17 protein-coding genes are annotated in these 14,858 nt (G+C 59.5%); 12 read left to right on the forward strand and 5 right to left on the reverse strand.

Going from position 1 to position 14,858, the window contains the following annotated elements; translation table 11 throughout:
- The first annotated feature begins 3 nt into the window (after positions 1-3).
- Positions 4-3,150 (forward strand): efflux RND transporter permease subunit, encoded by a 3,147-nt coding sequence (locus ACYUCQ_RS03210; RefSeq protein WP_460253060.1) that lies wholly within the window; start codon positions 4-6, stop codon positions 3,148-3,150.
- Between the two features lie 41 nt (positions 3,151-3,191).
- Here ACYUCQ_RS03210 and ACYUCQ_RS03215 read toward each other — a convergent pair whose 3' ends face one another.
- Both ACYUCQ_RS03215 and ACYUCQ_RS03220 read right to left on the reverse strand, forming a co-directional pair.
- On the reverse strand, positions 3,192-3,920 hold the full coding sequence (locus tag ACYUCQ_RS03215; RefSeq protein ID WP_460253061.1) for an ABC transporter permease subunit: 729 nt from the start codon (positions 3,918-3,920) through the stop codon (positions 3,192-3,194).
- Positions 3,921-3,943: 23 nt separating this feature from the next.
- A complete protein-coding gene (locus ACYUCQ_RS03220) occupies positions 3,944-4,873 on the reverse strand; it encodes an extracellular solute-binding protein (RefSeq protein WP_460253062.1) in 930 nt (309 codons plus the stop codon).
- Positions 4,874-4,968: 95 nt separating this feature from the next.
- Between ACYUCQ_RS03220 and ACYUCQ_RS03225 the strand changes: the two genes are divergently transcribed.
- From ACYUCQ_RS03225 to ACYUCQ_RS03275, 11 genes are all read left to right on the forward strand, one after another.
- Positions 4,969-5,367 carry a winged helix-turn-helix domain-containing protein gene (locus tag ACYUCQ_RS03225; RefSeq protein WP_460253063.1) on the forward strand — a complete coding sequence of 133 codons (399 nt, stop codon included), beginning with the start codon at positions 4,969-4,971 and terminating at the stop codon, positions 5,365-5,367.
- Positions 5,368-5,443: 76 nt separating this feature from the next.
- The gene (locus tag ACYUCQ_RS03230) at positions 5,444-5,890 is read left to right on the forward strand and encodes a TspO/MBR family protein (RefSeq protein WP_460253064.1); all 447 of its coding nucleotides are present in this window, start codon (positions 5,444-5,446) and stop codon (positions 5,888-5,890) included.
- A 40-nt stretch (positions 5,891-5,930) separates the two neighbouring features.
- On the forward strand, positions 5,931-6,554 hold the full coding sequence (locus tag ACYUCQ_RS03235; RefSeq protein WP_460253065.1) for an ankyrin repeat domain-containing protein: 624 nt from the start codon (positions 5,931-5,933) through the stop codon (positions 6,552-6,554).
- A 126-nt stretch (positions 6,555-6,680) separates the two neighbouring features.
- The gene (locus tag ACYUCQ_RS03240; protein ID WP_460253066.1) at positions 6,681-7,229 is read left to right on the forward strand and encodes an acetate uptake transporter; all 549 of its coding nucleotides are present in this window, start codon (positions 6,681-6,683) and stop codon (positions 7,227-7,229) included.
- Positions 7,230-7,407: 178 nt separating this feature from the next.
- Positions 7,408-7,632, forward strand: a complete 225-nt coding sequence (locus tag ACYUCQ_RS03245) for a twin-arginine translocase TatA/TatE family subunit (protein ID WP_460253067.1) — start codon at positions 7,408-7,410, stop codon at positions 7,630-7,632.
- 8 nt (positions 7,633-7,640) lie between these two features.
- A complete protein-coding gene (locus tag ACYUCQ_RS03250; protein ID WP_460253068.1) occupies positions 7,641-7,928 on the forward strand; it encodes a twin-arginine translocase TatA/TatE family subunit in 288 nt (95 codons plus the stop codon).
- A 30-nt stretch (positions 7,929-7,958) separates the two neighbouring features.
- Positions 7,959-8,606: a methylthioribulose 1-phosphate dehydratase gene (locus ACYUCQ_RS03255; protein WP_460253069.1), complete on the forward strand. Its 648-nt coding sequence runs from the start codon at positions 7,959-7,961 to the stop codon at positions 8,604-8,606.
- Positions 8,603-9,142 carry a 1,2-dihydroxy-3-keto-5-methylthiopentene dioxygenase gene (locus tag ACYUCQ_RS03260; RefSeq protein WP_460253070.1) on the forward strand — a complete coding sequence of 180 codons (540 nt, stop codon included), beginning with the start codon at positions 8,603-8,605 and terminating at the stop codon, positions 9,140-9,142. The genes ACYUCQ_RS03255 and ACYUCQ_RS03260 overlap by 4 nt, the downstream gene beginning before the upstream one ends.
- Positions 9,143-9,161: 19 nt before the next feature.
- Positions 9,162-9,872 (forward strand): acireductone synthase, encoded by a 711-nt coding sequence (gene mtnC / locus ACYUCQ_RS03265; protein WP_460253071.1) that lies wholly within the window; start codon positions 9,162-9,164, stop codon positions 9,870-9,872.
- Positions 9,869-11,416 (forward strand): apolipoprotein N-acyltransferase, encoded by a 1,548-nt coding sequence (gene lnt / locus ACYUCQ_RS03270; protein WP_460253072.1) that lies wholly within the window; start codon positions 9,869-9,871, stop codon positions 11,414-11,416. The genes mtnC and lnt overlap by 4 nt, the downstream gene beginning before the upstream one ends.
- 187 nt (positions 11,417-11,603) lie before the next feature.
- Positions 11,604-12,080 carry a helix-turn-helix domain-containing protein gene (locus ACYUCQ_RS03275; RefSeq protein ID WP_460253073.1) on the forward strand — a complete coding sequence of 159 codons (477 nt, stop codon included), beginning with the start codon at positions 11,604-11,606 and terminating at the stop codon, positions 12,078-12,080.
- An 88-nt stretch (positions 12,081-12,168) separates the two neighbouring features.
- Here the strand turns inward: ACYUCQ_RS03275 and trpA are convergent, their stop codons facing one another.
- From trpA to ACYUCQ_RS03290, 3 genes are all read right to left on the reverse strand, one after another.
- Complete coding sequence (gene trpA, locus ACYUCQ_RS03280; protein ID WP_460253074.1) at positions 12,169-13,011, reverse strand: tryptophan synthase subunit alpha; 843 nt, start codon at positions 13,009-13,011, stop codon at positions 12,169-12,171.
- On the reverse strand, positions 13,008-14,222 hold the full coding sequence (gene trpB, locus ACYUCQ_RS03285; protein ID WP_460253075.1) for a tryptophan synthase subunit beta: 1,215 nt from the start codon (positions 14,220-14,222) through the stop codon (positions 13,008-13,010). The genes trpA and trpB overlap by 4 nt, the downstream gene beginning before the upstream one ends.
- A 100-nt stretch (positions 14,223-14,322) precedes the next feature.
- Positions 14,323-14,823 (reverse strand): hypothetical protein, encoded by a 501-nt coding sequence (locus ACYUCQ_RS03290; protein WP_460253076.1) that lies wholly within the window; start codon positions 14,821-14,823, stop codon positions 14,323-14,325.
- Positions 14,824-14,858 lie beyond the last annotated feature (35 nt).

Raw genomic sequence — 14,858 nt, forward strand, 5'->3', positions numbered from 1 at the left:
CGCATGATCCCCTCATTTTTCATCGATCGACCCCGCTTCGCCGTGGTGATCGCCATCGTCATCACCATCGCTGGCGCCATCGCGATGACGCGCATCCCGGTGGCACAATTCCCCTCCATTGTGCCGCCCTCCGTGCAAGTCAGCGCCACCTATCCTGGCGCGTCCGCCAAAGTGGTGAACGACACCGTCGCCGAACCGCTCGAGCAGCAAATCAACGGTCTATCCGATGAAATCTATTATTCCTCGACCAGTGCTAACGATGGCACCTATGGCCTGACCGTCACTTTCAAGCTTGGCAGCAACCCCGATATTGACGAGGTCAACGTCACCAACGCGGTGCAGCAGGCGCTGACGCAATTGCCGGCCGAAGTGCAAAAAGAGGGCGTCACCGTTACCAAAAAATCCTCCTCAGTGCTGCAATTCGTGTTTTTCTACAGCCCTGACAACAAACTCACCCCGCTGCAAATTTCCAACTATGTGAAAATCAATGTGCTCAATCCGCTCTCGCGCGTCCCTGGCGTCGGTCAGGCGCATATGTTCGGCGAGCAGGATTACGCCATGCGCGTCATCTACAACACCAACCGCCTCGCCGAGCTTGGGCTAACACCCGCTGATTTGATCAGCGCCATTCAGGACCAAAACACCCAAGCACCGGTTGGCACCATTGGCCTGATGCCCATCGGCGGCAATCAGCAATATCAGCTCTCGGTCGAAACCCAAGGGCGGCTCAGCACCGTCAAGCAATTCGGCAATATCGTCATCCGGGGCAACAAAAACGGCGCCCTGCTCCGGCTCAAGGATGTCGCGAAAGTCGCCCTCGGGCCACAAAGCGAAAACCAGATCGACCGGATCAACGGCCATCCGGGCGTTGCCATCGGCATTTTCCTCTCGCCCGGTGCCAATGCGGTCGCAACTTCAGCGCGGGTCGAGCACGAAATCGCCAAGCTCAAAGCACGCTTCCCCAAAAGTCTGACCAGCAAAACCGTCTATAATTCAAGCTCCTTCGTCCGCGATACAATCTCCGAAGTGATCAAAACATTGATCGAAGCCTTCGTGCTGGTCGTTATTGTGGTGTTCCTGTTTCTGGGCTCGTGGCGCGCCGCGCTAATCCCCTCGATTGTGGTGCCCATCGCGCTGCTGGGCAGTTTCGCCTTCATGCTGGCACTCGGCTACTCCGCCAACACGGTGACGCTCCTCGCTTTGGTGGTGGCAACCGGACTCGTTGTCGATGATGCCATCGTCGTCGTCGAAAATATCGAGCGCGTGATGGAAGAAAATCCGGATATGACGCCAAAGCAGGCGGCCAAAGTCGCGATGGCGCAAATCCAAGCGCCGATCATCGCCATCATGCTGGTGCTGCTGTCGGTGTTCGTGCCAACCGCCTTCATTCCCGGCCTTTCCGGCTTGCTCTTCACCCAATTCGCCGTGGCGATCAGCACCGCCATGCTGATTTCGGCGCTGAACGCCCTAACGCTCTCGCCGGCTCTGTGCGCGTTGCTGCTGCGCCGCGAACAGCATCACGGGATCATGGCCAAGATCCTCGCTTTCATCGATCGCACACGCAACGGCTACGCCAATTTCGTCAGCCGGGTGGTGCAACGATCCGCCCTGGCTCTTCTGGTGATCTTGGTGTTCGGCCTTGGTGCCTTCGCGTTGTCGAGCATCACGCCCGGCGGCTTCCTGCCCGATGAAGATCAAGGCGCATTCTTCATCCAAGCGACCTTACCGCCCGGCGCATCGCTGCAGCGCACCGATGCGATGGGGCGAAAACTCACCAAAATGATCCACACATTGCCCCAAGTGCAGGACGTGATCGCGATTAACGGCTTCTCGATTCTGGACTCGGCAACCGAACCCAACGCGCTGTTCATGGTCGCGCATCTCAAACCTTTCCCTGACCGGCCCGGGGCCAAAAACTCGGTCAATGCCGTGATCGCCAAGGTGTTTCAAATGGGCGCCCAACTCAAAGGCGCGCGGGTGGTGGCTTTCAACCTGCCGCCGATTATCGGCCTCTCCACCAATGGCGGCTTCACCTATGAGCTTGAAAATGTCCAAGCGGCGAGCCAGCAAAAATTCAACTCCGTTCTGAAAGCCCTGATCGTCGCCGCCAATGGCGACAAAAAACTCAGCCGGGTGTTCACCACCTATTCCGCCAATACCCCCTCGATCTATCTCGACATCAACCGCGCCAAAGCCCAGGCTCTGGGCGTGCCCATCTCCTCGATTTTCCAGGCGTTGCAGGCCTCGCTCGGCGGTTTCTATGTCAATCAGTTCAATTTATTCGGGCAAGTCTGGCAGGTGAATATCCAAGCCAAACAGCGTGACCGCGATACCAGAGCTGGCATTTGGCGGATCTATGTGCGCAGCAATTCCGGCGCGATGGTCTCGATGCGCTCGCTCGCCACCGCCCATACGGTGCTCGGGCCGCAAATCATCAACCGTTATAATGATTCGCAATCTGCCCAAATCATCGGCTCGCCCGCCCCTGGTGTTTCCTCAAACGCCGCGTTAGCCGAAATGGCCAAGCTCTCCAACCGGGTGCTGCCCGCTGGCTTCGCCTATGATTGGACCAGCACCGCCTATTTGCAAGAACAAGCCAAGGGTCAAGCGATTTACGTATTTGCACTCTCGCTAACCTTCGCCTTTCTGTTTCTGGTCGCCCTTTACGAAAGCTGGATCATCCCAATCCCGGTCTTACTATCCGTGGTGGTTGGCGTCTTCGGCGCCATGCTCGGCATCGTCATCGCCGGTCTCACCTTCGATCTCTATGCCGAAATCGGCCTCGTCGTGCTCATCGCGCTGGCCGCGAAAAACGGGATCCTGATCGTTGAATTTGCCAAAGAACGCCGCGAAGAAGGCATGAGCATCCATCAAGCCGCCATCGCCGGGGCCAAAATGCGATTCCGCGCCGTGATGATGACCTCAATCGCCTTCGTCTTCGGTCTGCTGCCCCTGGTGGTCGCAACCGGTGCCGCGCAAATCACCCGCCGCTCACTCGGCACCCCGGTCTTTGCCGGCATGATTGCCGCGAGCGGCATTGGTATTTTCGTAATCCCGCTCTTATTCGTGGTGTTTGAAAATCTGCGCGAACGCGGCTTTCGTCGCCGCGTGCATCAGCCACGGATCGTGGATGCCACCGGCGATGATTGATCGAACCACACAAGCTCACTTTATCTGCTCACTTTATCCGCTCATTGGGCCCGGCGGCGCAGCAGCCAAAGCGGTAGCGGCAAAGCAACAGCGAGAAACACCCAGAGCAACGGAAACGTGGCATCAAGGCCGCTATCCTGCAAATTAACCCAAAGCCGGATCGGCATGCCTTGCGGGAAATAGGCAAAGATCAACACAATGCCAAGCTCGCCCACCCCGCGCACCCACGCTAGCGCTAACGCGGCGCCGATCCCATCCGCTGCCAAAGGGAGCAAAATATAGCGAAAAATCTGGCTGCTGCGCACGCCCAAGGTGCGGGCCGATTCGGCAAGTTCCGTCGGAATTTCAGCAAAAGCGCTGCGCGCCGCAACCACAAAGGTCGGCATGCCGGCATAAAAACCCGCGATCAAAAACGCCGCCGGGTTATTACTAATGATCATCCCGAACCGATCAAGCAAAGCCCCTGCCGGGCCGATCGGGCCAAAAAACGCCGCCAGCAAAATCCCCAACGCGAGCGGCGGTGTGAGCAAGGGCAGCAACAGAAAAAATTGCGCCCCATTCCGCAACCGGCTGCGCGCCGTTGCCAACCAAAAAGCCAGCGGCGTGCCGAGCACCGCAATGATCGCGAGACTCGCGAGGCCATAGAGCAAGGAGGTCGTAATCGCCGCAGCATCATTGCCTGAGAGGTGAAACGCCCCCCAATGCGTAAGAAAAACCAACCCAACAAAAGGCGCAGCGAGCAGCACCAGAACCGTGCCGCTCGCCGCCAAGGTGGGGAAACTGGACCTGTTCGTCAGAGAACACCGCCAAGCGGCGGATTATAGCCATAATGCGCAAACAGCTTCTGCCCGGCAGCGCTTTGCAGCAAAGCGAGAAATTTCTGCGCACTCGCCTTGTTCGGTGCATCATGAGGAATGCACGCATAAAACACCAAAGGCTCAGTATGCAGCTTTTGGGTTTTGCCTTTGACATTCAGCGTAATCGCGGCCTTGGAATACCAAGGCTTGATCATTGTCGGGTCGCTCAAATTGATTTGTTTCGGTAAAGCGATGAATGGCAATTTCAGGGATTTAACCGCACTCTCATAGCCCGAGGTCGCATCCAATTCGCCCGCATCCAGCCGCGCCAACAGCGAAGGCTCGGTGAAAATCTGCGCCGGGTTGATCGGCTTGCCCAGAATCCGCGCTGACAAGCCAGGCTGATGATAGAATTTCTCGGCCAGATCGAAGGTGAACAAAATATTGCGGCCTTGCGGGTCGGTGCGCGGATCGGTGCGGCCAAAGCGCAGCCCTTTGTTTTCCAGCACGTGATACCAGAGCTTTCCGCCCGCAGCGGCGGCGTTGAGTTCCGGCGCAAACCGCGATTTCGGGCTATACGCAATCACCATCGCCGTACTCGCCACCGGCACCGCATGACCAACCAAACCCGCCTTTTGCAACACCGCAATCGGCCCCGGCGTGATCGAAACAAACACATCGGCGCGCATGGTTTTTGCCGCAATCAGATGCGCCAAGGCAAAAGCGCCCTGGCCGATGCCGTGAAACGGCGTGCCGGTTTGCTGGGTGAAAGCCGGGCCGATACCCTTATTCATCAACACACCCATCGAACCCGCATACGCCACAGTGAGCGGCGCCTCCGCAGCATGGGCGATTTCAGGACCAAGCGCCACAGCACCGGCACTCGCGGCGGCGGCGAACGAAAAGGCGCGGCGTGAGATGGACATGAGATCCTCCGTTTCGGTTGAGCGCATCGATATGTCCGTTTGGCTATATCGTCAAGCCCGCTCGCCGCGCCGCCCCAATTATGGTTGAATACGCCATGGCAAAGCTGCGACACGAGGATCAAATCGGCCTGCGCATCCGCGTTGTACTGGGCGATGGGCTGGTGATCGGGCCAGGCCGGGCCGATTTGCTGCAATTCATTCAAGAAACCGGCTCCATCGCCGCAGCCGGTCGGCGAATGGGCATGAGCTATAAGCGCGCCTGGCAGCTCGCCGAGGCCCTCAACGACACTTTCTCCAGCGCGCTGATCGCCGCCAATAAAGGCGGTGCCGCCGGCGGCGGCGCAACCTTAACCCCGCTCGGTATCTCGGTTTTGCAGGCCTATCGGGACTTGCAGACCCAGGCCCTGGCCAGCGGTGCCGGGTCACTCGCCCTTTTATCGGCGGCCATGACCCGAACACCCCCTGGCGATCCGGCGGATGAGAGCATAAGTTAAGCGCTATCAAGGAGAACGTGTCTTCCGCCAGCCATCGCACCCAGACCGGTCCTACGCCCATCAGCATCCCTATTTGGTGCTGCTGGGCTTCTGCGCCCTGTGTCTTGCGGTCGGCATCTCCGATTCGGTGATGACCATCCCGAATATTCGCTCTTGGTATGATCTTCTGCCCCACCCGCCGGGAACCCCGCCAAACGGCGTGTTCGGCCCGGTTTGGACGGTTTTATACGTCGCGATGGCGGTCGCCGCGTGGCGGGTTTGGCAGCGGCCGAGCCATGCGGCGGCGCTACAGCTCTGGGGCTGGCAGTTGGGCGTCAATGCGCTGTGGTCGCCGGTATTTTTCGCGCTGCACCGGCCTGGCTTGGCGACTTTTATCATCCTGGTTATGGACGCGCTGGTGGCGTTGACCATTCGCGCCTTCACCCGTCATGACCGATGGGCCGGGCTGATTCTGATGCCCTATTTGGCCTGGGGCCTGTTTGCCACCTATTTAACCGCCGGGTTCTGGTGGCTCAATCCGTGATCGGCTATAGGCACAGCAATCAATAGATAGGTTTGCGGTGATGATGAAGCGGGTTTCGATTGCGATTGTGATGGGTGCATGGCTCAGCGGCGCATCGCTGCTCGGCGTGGCCAATGCCCAAATGCCAACGCCAGGGGCGCCGACCATTGGCCCCACCATGCGTCCGCCCTCGGATCAGCAAGCCGCCCCACCGCCGGCGTTACCCGGTGCCGCCGGCGCGGATCAGATCAGCGCCAGCAGCGTTGCGATTGACAATGAAAACCCCACCAAAGTGCTGTTTTCCGCGATTAATCACGGCAATTATGCCGAGGCACGCGCCGCCGTCAGCCGGGGGGCTGATTTGCGCGCAAAAAACGCTCTGGACGAAACCCCGATCCAGCTTTCGGTCGAGCTTGGCCGCAACGACATTACCTTCATGCTGCTCTCGGTGCTGCATGAAAATCGCGGCGTGAGCACCGGTGTGACCCTGCCGATCAACGCTGCATCCCGCGTGACAACCGCCCATGGTCGCTCGATTCGCCGCACGGCCCAACGCCCGGTATCAATGTCAGCGCAGCGTTCGGATCATGAAAACAGCCTGACCATGACCGCCCCCGCCCCGAGCAACCCGGCGGGCATCGCCGCACCCGCCAAAGGTTTTCTTGGATTTGGCAACGGCTCTTAGCGATCCGCCTGGAAATCCGCCCGGGCACATCAATTAATCAATCTGGTTGCTTTTCGGTGAATTTGACGCAATAAACTGCATAGCGTCGTTATGTTGATGGCGTAAAAATTAAGATTGGGGGATAAAATGTCTGTCACGAATCCGGCACCGCTCGGGCTATTCGGCTTTGCCTTGACCACATGGATGCTGAGCATGGTGAACGCGCATCTGATGCCCGGCTCCGCCGTGCCGATGGTGCTGGCCATGGCCTTTGCCTTTGGCGGCACAGCACAATTTGTCGCCGGGATGATGGAAGTGCGCAACGGCAACACGTTCGGTTTCGTTGCGTTCTGCAGTTACGGTGCGTTTTGGTGGAGTTTCGCGCTGTTCGTCGAATTTTTCGCAAAAGGCGTGCCCGGCGCTGCCGTCGGTTGGTATTTGCTGCTCTGGGGTGCCTTCACCTTCGTGATGTGGATCGGCACCTTCGCGCTGAACCGCGCTTTGTTCATCATTTTCCTGGTGCTGTGGGTAACCTTCCTGCTGCTCGCGCTGGGTGATCTCGGCATGCCAGCCCTCGGCGTATATGGCGGCTATCTCGGTTTGTTGACCGCCGCCCTCGCCTTTTATCTCGGTGCCGCAGAAGTGATCAACATCACCCACGGCAAAACCATCCTGCCGATTGGCGCAAAAAGCTAGATTATGCCCAACTCCATCGATACGCGCTGGCCATCCGCGCGTATCGATGGAGCATTTTCTCGCATTTTTGTAAGGTTTGCGGGACGGTCCCGCGTTGATGGCATTGGCGCGGCAGCGCAGGCGCGCTACATAAAGCCAATCCGGCTATCGCGATACAGCCGATGAAAGGGTCGATCTCATGGGCGGTTTAAGCATTTGGCACTGGTTGATTGTGCTGGCAGTGGTGCTGATCTTGTTCGGCAGCGGCAAGGTGGGCAATCTGATGGGCGAGTTCGGCAAAGGGATCAAATCCTTTCGCAACAACTTAGCCGATGAACCCAGCAAGGACGCATCAATGCTCGACCAGCCATCGGCGCAGGCGCCGCGGGTCGATCCGGTATCGTCCACCACCAAAAATAGCTGAGGTGCGTGATGGGTTTTGACTCGCCAATCCATTGGATCATCGTCATCGGCGTCATCGCACTGCTATTCGGCGGCTCGCGCGTCGGGTCGCTGATGGGCGAATTGGGCAAAGGCGTGAAGGCGTTCAAACAAAACATCGCCGATGATCGCACCGCGACGACAGCAACGCCCCCACCCCCGGCAACCAATACCGCACCCCCTGCCTTGCAGCGCACCGAAACAATGGCTGAACCGGCACCAGCGCCCACCTCGGCACCCACCTCGGCTCCAACGCCGGCGGATAACGCGCATTCGTAATTCTCAGGCGCGAGTAAGGCGGCTGCGCACATGATCCAAACCATTCTCGATGCCCATACCGATTGGGTCGATCCTGCTCTTGCTGATGGGCTGGTCGAAATCGGCGCGCGCATGGATCGGATGGGCTGGGTGCCCGGCTCTGCGGGCAACCTCTCGGCACGCCTGTCCGATCAAGTGATCGCGATCACCAGCAGCGGTGTGCATAAAGGGCGGCTGACCCGCTCGGATATTATTCCGGTCGATCTCGCCGGCCGCGCCCTGCGCGATGGTGATCGTCCAAGTGCTGAAACATTGCTCCATTGCCAGCTTTATGCCCGCGACCCCTCAATCGGCGCGGTGCTGCATGGCCATTCGGTCGCGGCAACCGTGCTGAGCCGCTACGAGCCGGGCGACGCAATCATGCTGGAAGGCTATGAGATCCTGAAGGCATTCCCAGGGATCCGGTCCCATGAAGCGCAAATCGCTCTGCCGGTGTTTGATAATGACCAGGACATGGCACGGCTGGCCGCGCAGATCGCCCCGATCTTGGACCCCGATGCCGCGATCATCCCGATCGGCTATGTGCTGCGCGGCCACGGCGTCTATGCCTGGGGGCCAGACATTGAGCGGTGCTTCTGGCGCCTGGAGGCGCTCGAATTTTTGTTGCGGTGCGAGTTGGAACGGAGGCAAATCGGATGAGCGGATTGCGGGTTTTTGCAGATACGGTGCCGGGCGTTGCCTTGGTCGATACGCGCGATGCCAGCGAGATTGCGGCAACGCTCGCGGCCATCGGCGTGCGGTTCGAGCGGTGGGATAGCCCGGTGACCTTCTCGCATGACGCGGCACCGGAGGTGATTTTGGCCGCCTATCGCCCCTATCTTGATCGGTTGATCGGCGCAGGCGGCGCTGGTTCGGCGGATGTGCTGAAAATGACGCCAGATCACCCGCAAGCCGCCGCCTTGCGCGAAAAATTCCTCGCCGAACATCGTCACACCGAGGATGAGGTGCGGTTTTTCGTGCGCGGCTCGGGCCATTTCGTGCTGCATGTCGACGATAAAATCTATGACGCCTTCTGCGAACAGGGTGATTTGATTTCGGTTCCAGCCAACACACGCCATTGGTTCGATGCCGGCGAAAAGCCCGATTTCGTGGCGCTGCGGATTTATTCCGATCAATCCGGCTGGGTCGCGCATTTTACCGGCGAAACCATCAGCCAGCGTTTTCCCGTCACCTGAACGCTCATTCCCTGAACCGATGAACCCGCCAGCGCCGGTGGCGACGATCAGCGCGGTGCTGCTCGACATCGAAGGCACAATCGTGCCGATCCGATTCGTGCACGAGACGATGTTTGGCTATGCGCGCGCGGCGCTCGATGATTTTCTCGCCAGCGACGACGCCGCCAATGACGAGGTCAAAGCCGCGCTCGCCGCCATCCGCCACGAGCGGCCCGGCTTGACCGATGCGCAGGCGGTGCGCGCGTTGATCGATGCGGATGTCAAATTCGGCCCGTTGAAATGGCTGCAAGGCCGGATTTGGGCGAATGGGTTTCGCTCGGGCGCGCTACGCAGCGAATTTTATCCCGATGTCGCCCCCGCCCTGCGGCGCTGGGCGGCGCAGGGCGTGCGGCTCGCGATTTATTCCTCCGGCTCGGTGGAAGCGCAGCGCCTGCTCTTCGCCCATGGCCCGGCGGGCGACCTGACCGGCCTGTTCTGCGGATTTTTCGATACGGCGGTCGGCGCCAAGCGCGAAGCCGCCAGCTACCAGACCATCGCCGCCCAATTGCAACTCGCCCCGAGCGCGCTGCTCTTTGCTTCGGATATCGGCGCGGAGCTGGATGCCGCCGCCTCGTCAGGGCTGCAAACCTGCCAGATCATTCGCCCGCAAGACGGCACATTGCCCGCTCCAGCGCACCGCCAAGCCGCCGATCTCGTGCAATTATCCGCGCTATTTGGTCTGCCGGCATGACCGGCGCACTGCGCGAGCTTCTGGCCCGGCGCCTGCCGCGCTGGCTGCGCACGCCCGCCTGGGCGTCGTTCGGCCTGGGGCTGCTCGCGGCTTTGGCCTTGCCGCCGTTTTATCTGTTGCCGTTACTCTGGCTCGTCGTGCCGGGGCTGCTGCGCTTATTGACCGCTGCCGGGTCTTGGCGGCGGGCCATTTGGATCGGGTTTTGTTTTGGTTTTGGGTTCAATCTGCTCGGGTTGTTTTGGGTCACCGAGCCGATGCTGATCACCATTGACCAATTTTGGTGGGCAATCCCGTTCGCCGCACCGGGGCTGGCAGCGGCGGTCGCGGGCTATATGCTGATCCCTGCCCTGCTCGTCTATCGGCTGAAGCCCGGATTTGGCCTCGTGCTGGTGTTTGCCGGCATCATGGTGCTGATGAACCTCGCCCAGCAATTTTTATTCACCGGCTTTCCTTGGAATTATTGGGGCACCGACTGGGCGATCCCCGGACGGCTGGGCACCGTGATGATCCAACCGGCGGCGGTGGTCGGCATGCATGGCCTTACTTTGCTGACCATCATCCTGGCCGGCCTGCCGCTCTGTGGCCGGCGCGGTTGGGCCGGCGCGGCACTGTTGCTCGCCCTCTGGGTCGGCTTTGGCCTCGCGCGCACCGCAAGCGGGCCTGCCCCCGAACGGCCTTTGACCATTGCGATGATCCAGCCGGATTTTGCCGTGCCGGGCGGTTTTAGCCAAGCGGCGCTGGAGGCACGCTGGCGCCGTGATTTGGAGATGACCCAGCAAGCCATGCAGCAAGCCGGTCCAGGGCCGAAAGCGATTATCTGGCCGGAGACCGCCAGCCCCGCTTTATTGCAATCGGATGCGCAGGCTCGCGCCGCGATTGCCGCGATTGCGGGCGATACGCCGGTGCTCGCCGGCTCGTTTCGGTTCACCAAGTCCGGCCAGGTGCGCAATTCTCTGGTGGTGGTGCGCGGCGCTGGGCCGGCGCCCGCCTATTATGACAAATGGAAATTAGTGCCGTTTGGTGAATATACGCCCTCGATCATTCCGTTCAAAATCACCCCTGGCAGCGGCTTCACGCCCGGCCCCGGCCCACGGACCTTGCATGTGAAGGGTATTCCGCCGGTCGGCCCGCTGATTTGCTATGAATCGATCTTTTCCGGCGAGATTGTTGACCGCACGGATCGGCCCGACTGGCTGGTGAATATCAGCGACAATGCCTGGTTTGGCGACACCACAGGCCCCAGGCAGGATTTCGCGACCACCCGGCTGCGCGCCGTCGAGGAAGGTTTGCCCTTGGTCGTGGATACGAATTCGGGCATCTCAGCCTTCATCGGCCCGCATGGGACCGTCCATGCGCAATTAGGACTCGATCGGCGCGGCATATTGGTTCATAAACTCCAAGTTGCATTGTCCCCGACGATTTTTGGCCGATTCGGCCTATGGCTGGACCTGATATTAAGCCTCGTATCGATTATCTTAGGCCTGAGCTGGCTAAGATTTGCCTGTTTTTTACGACAAAATCATAAAAAATTAAGTTTGTCTTAAATTATATTCACACTTGTGAAAAATTGATTAAACCGCTATATCGCTCGCCTTGGGATTGTGTTCATCGCGGCGGTGTCGCGGACCGCGATTACCACAGAAAGGTCATCGTTTGATCGCCGTTTGCTCGTTCTCCATCGAGCGCCGACGATTGAACGGTTGAAGCAAGGATGTTGAGAGGATGAGTTCTATGGCGAGTGACGGACTTGAACGGCCCGATCGTGAAGGGCGCCCCAGCCCGATCGATGTGCATGTCGGGTCGCGTGTTCGGTTGCGTCGGACCCTGCTGGGCATGTCGCAAGAAAAACTCGGCGATGCGCTGGGTTTGACCTTTCAACAAGTACAAAAATATGAACGCGGCGTGAACCGGGTTGGCGCCTCGCGCCTGTTCGATATTTCCCGCGTGCTCGACGTGCCAATCAGCTTCTTTTTCGATGACATGCCCGAAGGCATGAATGAATCGCCGATGTCCGGGCCGCGCGGGCGCACCCATGGCGTGTCCGAAGCGCAGGAGCCGTTCGGCATGGGGCTTGATGATCATATGACCAAGCGCGAAACCTTGGAACTGGTCCGCGCTTATTATCGGATCACCGAACCGACGGTGCGCAAGCGCGTTTTCGATCTGATCCGCACCCTCGCCCCCGCCGATAGTTTCCCCACCGAATAATCCGTTCAGAGCCTGATTGATTATGATCAATCAGGCTCTGACCCTTGTTTGCTGATCAATTTCATTGGTTTAGCTTTAATCTGACGATTCAACCTAAACCAATATTGATCTGGCGCGCCGCCCGCATGGCGGCCGCCAGCGCTGCGACATCGTCCAACACCGCATCGATCAGCGCCGGTGAAGCATGGCCGCCCGAATCCAGCCCCTTGGCCAGATGATCGATCAACGCGGACGCAACCACCGCGCCATCGGCGTGCCGCGCGACAATCGCCGCCTGATCCGGTGTGCGCACGCCAAAGCCCACCGCAATCGGCAACGCGGTGGCGCGGCGAATCCGTGGTATATCCCGCGCCAAATCCTCGGCGGAGGCGGTGCGGGTGCCGGTAATGCCGGTGATCGACACGTAATAGACAAATCCTGAGGATTCTCGCAGCACAATCGGCAAACGCTCATCCGAAGTGGTCGGCGCCACCAGGCGGATCAGGTCAATCGCATGGGCCTGCAAGGAGGGCAGCAACAGGTCACTCTCCTCGGTGGGCATATCCACCACAATCACGCCATCGATCCCGGCGGCAGCGGCATCAGCGGCAAACGCATCGATTCCATAAGCGAGAATCGGGTTCAGATAGCCCATCAGCACCAGCGGCACCGTCTGATTGGCGCTGCGAAACGCGCGGATCAGCGCCAACGTGCCGGCAACCGTCGCCCCTGCCCGCAACGCCCGGCGACCGGCTTGCTGGATCGTCGGGCCATCGGCCATCGGATCGGTGAACGGCATGCCAATCTCGATGATATCTGCCCCGCGCGCCGCCATGCCCTTGAGCAAAGCAGCCGACGTTTCCTGGTCCGGATCAAACGCTTCGACAAAAGTGATCAGCGCTGCGCGATTTTCCGCGCCCAGGCGCGCAAAAGTGCTCGCAATCCGGCTCACAATTGCGCTCCGAGATGCTTGGCAACGGTGAAAATATCCTTGTCACCGCGCCCGCAGAGATTCATCAGAATAATATGCTCCGGCGGCAAAGTCGGCGCGATTTTGGTGACATGGGCCAGCGCGTGCGAGGGCTCAAGCGCGGGAATAATGCCCTCGGTGCGGCAGCAAAGCTGAAACGCCGCCAACGCCTCCTCATCGGTCGCCGCAACATAGGAAACCCGGCCAATATCATGCAAATGCGCGTGTTCCGGGCCGATGCCGGGATAATCAAGACCGGCAGAGATTGAATGGGCTTCGGTAATTTGACCATCCGCATCCTGCAACAAATAGGTGCGGTTGCCATGCAGCACGCCAGGCCGCCCGCGCGCCAAAGCCGCCGCGTGCTCGCCCGAATCCAAACCGCGCCCCGCCGCTTCCACCCCGATCAGCGCGACCTCATCATCCAGAAACGCATGAAACAAGCCAATCGCGTTGGAGCCGCCCCCAATCGCCGCAATCGCGGTATCGGGCAAACGATTTTCAGCTTCGAGCATTTGCGCCCGCGCCTCGGTGCCGATCACCGACTGAAAATCGCGCACCATCGCCGGGTACGGGTGCGGGCCAGCGGCGGTGCCGATAATGTAAAACGTATCACGCACATTCGCGACCCAATCGCGCATCGCCTCGTTCATCGCGTCTTTGAGCGTGGCCGCCCCTGCCGTCACCGGGATAATTTCCGCCCCGAGCAGCTTCATCCGAAACACGTTGGGCTGTTGGCGCTCAACATCGGTCGCGCCCATATAAATCACGCAGGGCAAGCCAAACAAAGCCGCCACCGTCGCGGTCGCGACGCCATGCTGACCGGCGCCGGTTTCCGCGATAATCCGAGTTTTGCCCATGCGGCGGGCCAGCAAAATCTGGCCAATACAATTATTGATTTTATGCGCGCCGGTATGGTTGAGCTCATCGCGTTTGAAATAGATTTTTGCACCGCCCAGCTCACGGGTTAGCCGCTCCGCGAACCAAAGCGGGCTGGGCCGACCGACATAATGGGTCAGGTAATAATTAAACTCATCTTGAAAGCTGGGGTCCTGCTTCGCCTGCTCGTAAGCGGCCTCCAGCTCCAGGATCAACGGCATCAAGGTCTCCGCCACGAAGCGGCCACCGAAATCGCCAAAACGGCCCCGCGCATCAGGCAAGCCGCGCAGGGAATTAGGTAGGGGTTTATTCATTTTTTCTCTCCGAGGCGAGCATTCGCGCCGCTGCTGAGAGGGCCATAGCGGATTTCGCCAGGGTGCGAAACCATGGCGACAGCACAAATCAGCTTGGAAATCAGCGGCGCTGTGGTGGCACCGGGATGAAGCCGTGCTTGGCGCTCCGATCATCGGGATCGTCGCTGACCAGACGATCGATCGCGGCGATCAGCGCCGCCCGCCATTGATGGATGATTTCAATATCCGATTTTTTCGTCACCTGCTGAGTATATTGATCGATAAAGCTTCCCAGCTCAGCCAGCCATCGGTCCAAACTATGGTGGCCGTCCCGAGCCGTGGTAACAAAAACCTGTTTCTGGCGTGAGAGCGCGAGATAATGCCGCTCGGCATAATGAATGACTGCATCCAGCACTCGTATCCGTTGCGCACGTTTGAACGCCGCATACACCCCGACAAAAATCACGATCGCATTGGTGCCAACAATGATCGCGAACGTCAGATACGATATGTCGTGATGAAACAGGGCTACCGATGCCGCCATCGTGAAGATACCGGACGCGCCCATCGCAAGCCCCATGCGCCTATCGATTTTTGCTACAAGCCATTGATCATCGACCATTGATGCGCTCCACCAACCAAATCTTGTCGATCAAA

The organism is Acidiphilium sp. MT5 (assembly GCF_054767495.1).

Coding starts and splice junctions, on each gene's coding strand:
- ACYUCQ_RS03210 (WP_460253060.1), top strand. CDS start 4: ATGATCCCCTCATTTTTCATCGATCGACCCCGCTTCGCCGTGGTGATC.
- ACYUCQ_RS03220 (WP_460253062.1), bottom strand. CDS start 4,873: ATGTCCATCTCACGCCGCGCCTTTTCGTTCGCCGCCGCCGCGAGTGCC.
- ACYUCQ_RS03225 (WP_460253063.1), top strand. CDS start 4,969: ATGGCAAAGCTGCGACACGAGGATCAAATCGGCCTGCGCATCCGCGTT.
- ACYUCQ_RS03235 (WP_460253065.1), top strand. CDS start 5,931: ATGATGAAGCGGGTTTCGATTGCGATTGTGATGGGTGCATGGCTCAGC.
- ACYUCQ_RS03240 (WP_460253066.1), top strand. CDS start 6,681: ATGTCTGTCACGAATCCGGCACCGCTCGGGCTATTCGGCTTTGCCTTG.
- ACYUCQ_RS03245 (WP_460253067.1), top strand. CDS start 7,408: ATGGGCGGTTTAAGCATTTGGCACTGGTTGATTGTGCTGGCAGTGGTG.
- ACYUCQ_RS03250 (WP_460253068.1), top strand. CDS start 7,641: ATGGGTTTTGACTCGCCAATCCATTGGATCATCGTCATCGGCGTCATC.
- ACYUCQ_RS03255 (WP_460253069.1), top strand. CDS start 7,959: ATGATCCAAACCATTCTCGATGCCCATACCGATTGGGTCGATCCTGCT.
- ACYUCQ_RS03260 (WP_460253070.1), top strand. CDS start 8,603: ATGAGCGGATTGCGGGTTTTTGCAGATACGGTGCCGGGCGTTGCCTTG.
- mtnC (WP_460253071.1), top strand. CDS start 9,162: ATGAACCCGCCAGCGCCGGTGGCGACGATCAGCGCGGTGCTGCTCGAC.
- lnt (WP_460253072.1), top strand. CDS start 9,869: ATGACCGGCGCACTGCGCGAGCTTCTGGCCCGGCGCCTGCCGCGCTGG.
- ACYUCQ_RS03275 (WP_460253073.1), top strand. CDS start 11,604: ATGGCGAGTGACGGACTTGAACGGCCCGATCGTGAAGGGCGCCCCAGC.
- trpB (WP_460253075.1), bottom strand. CDS start 14,222: ATGAATAAACCCCTACCTAATTCCCTGCGCGGCTTGCCTGATGCGCGG.
- ACYUCQ_RS03290 (WP_460253076.1), bottom strand. CDS start 14,823: ATGGTCGATGATCAATGGCTTGTAGCAAAAATCGATAGGCGCATGGGG.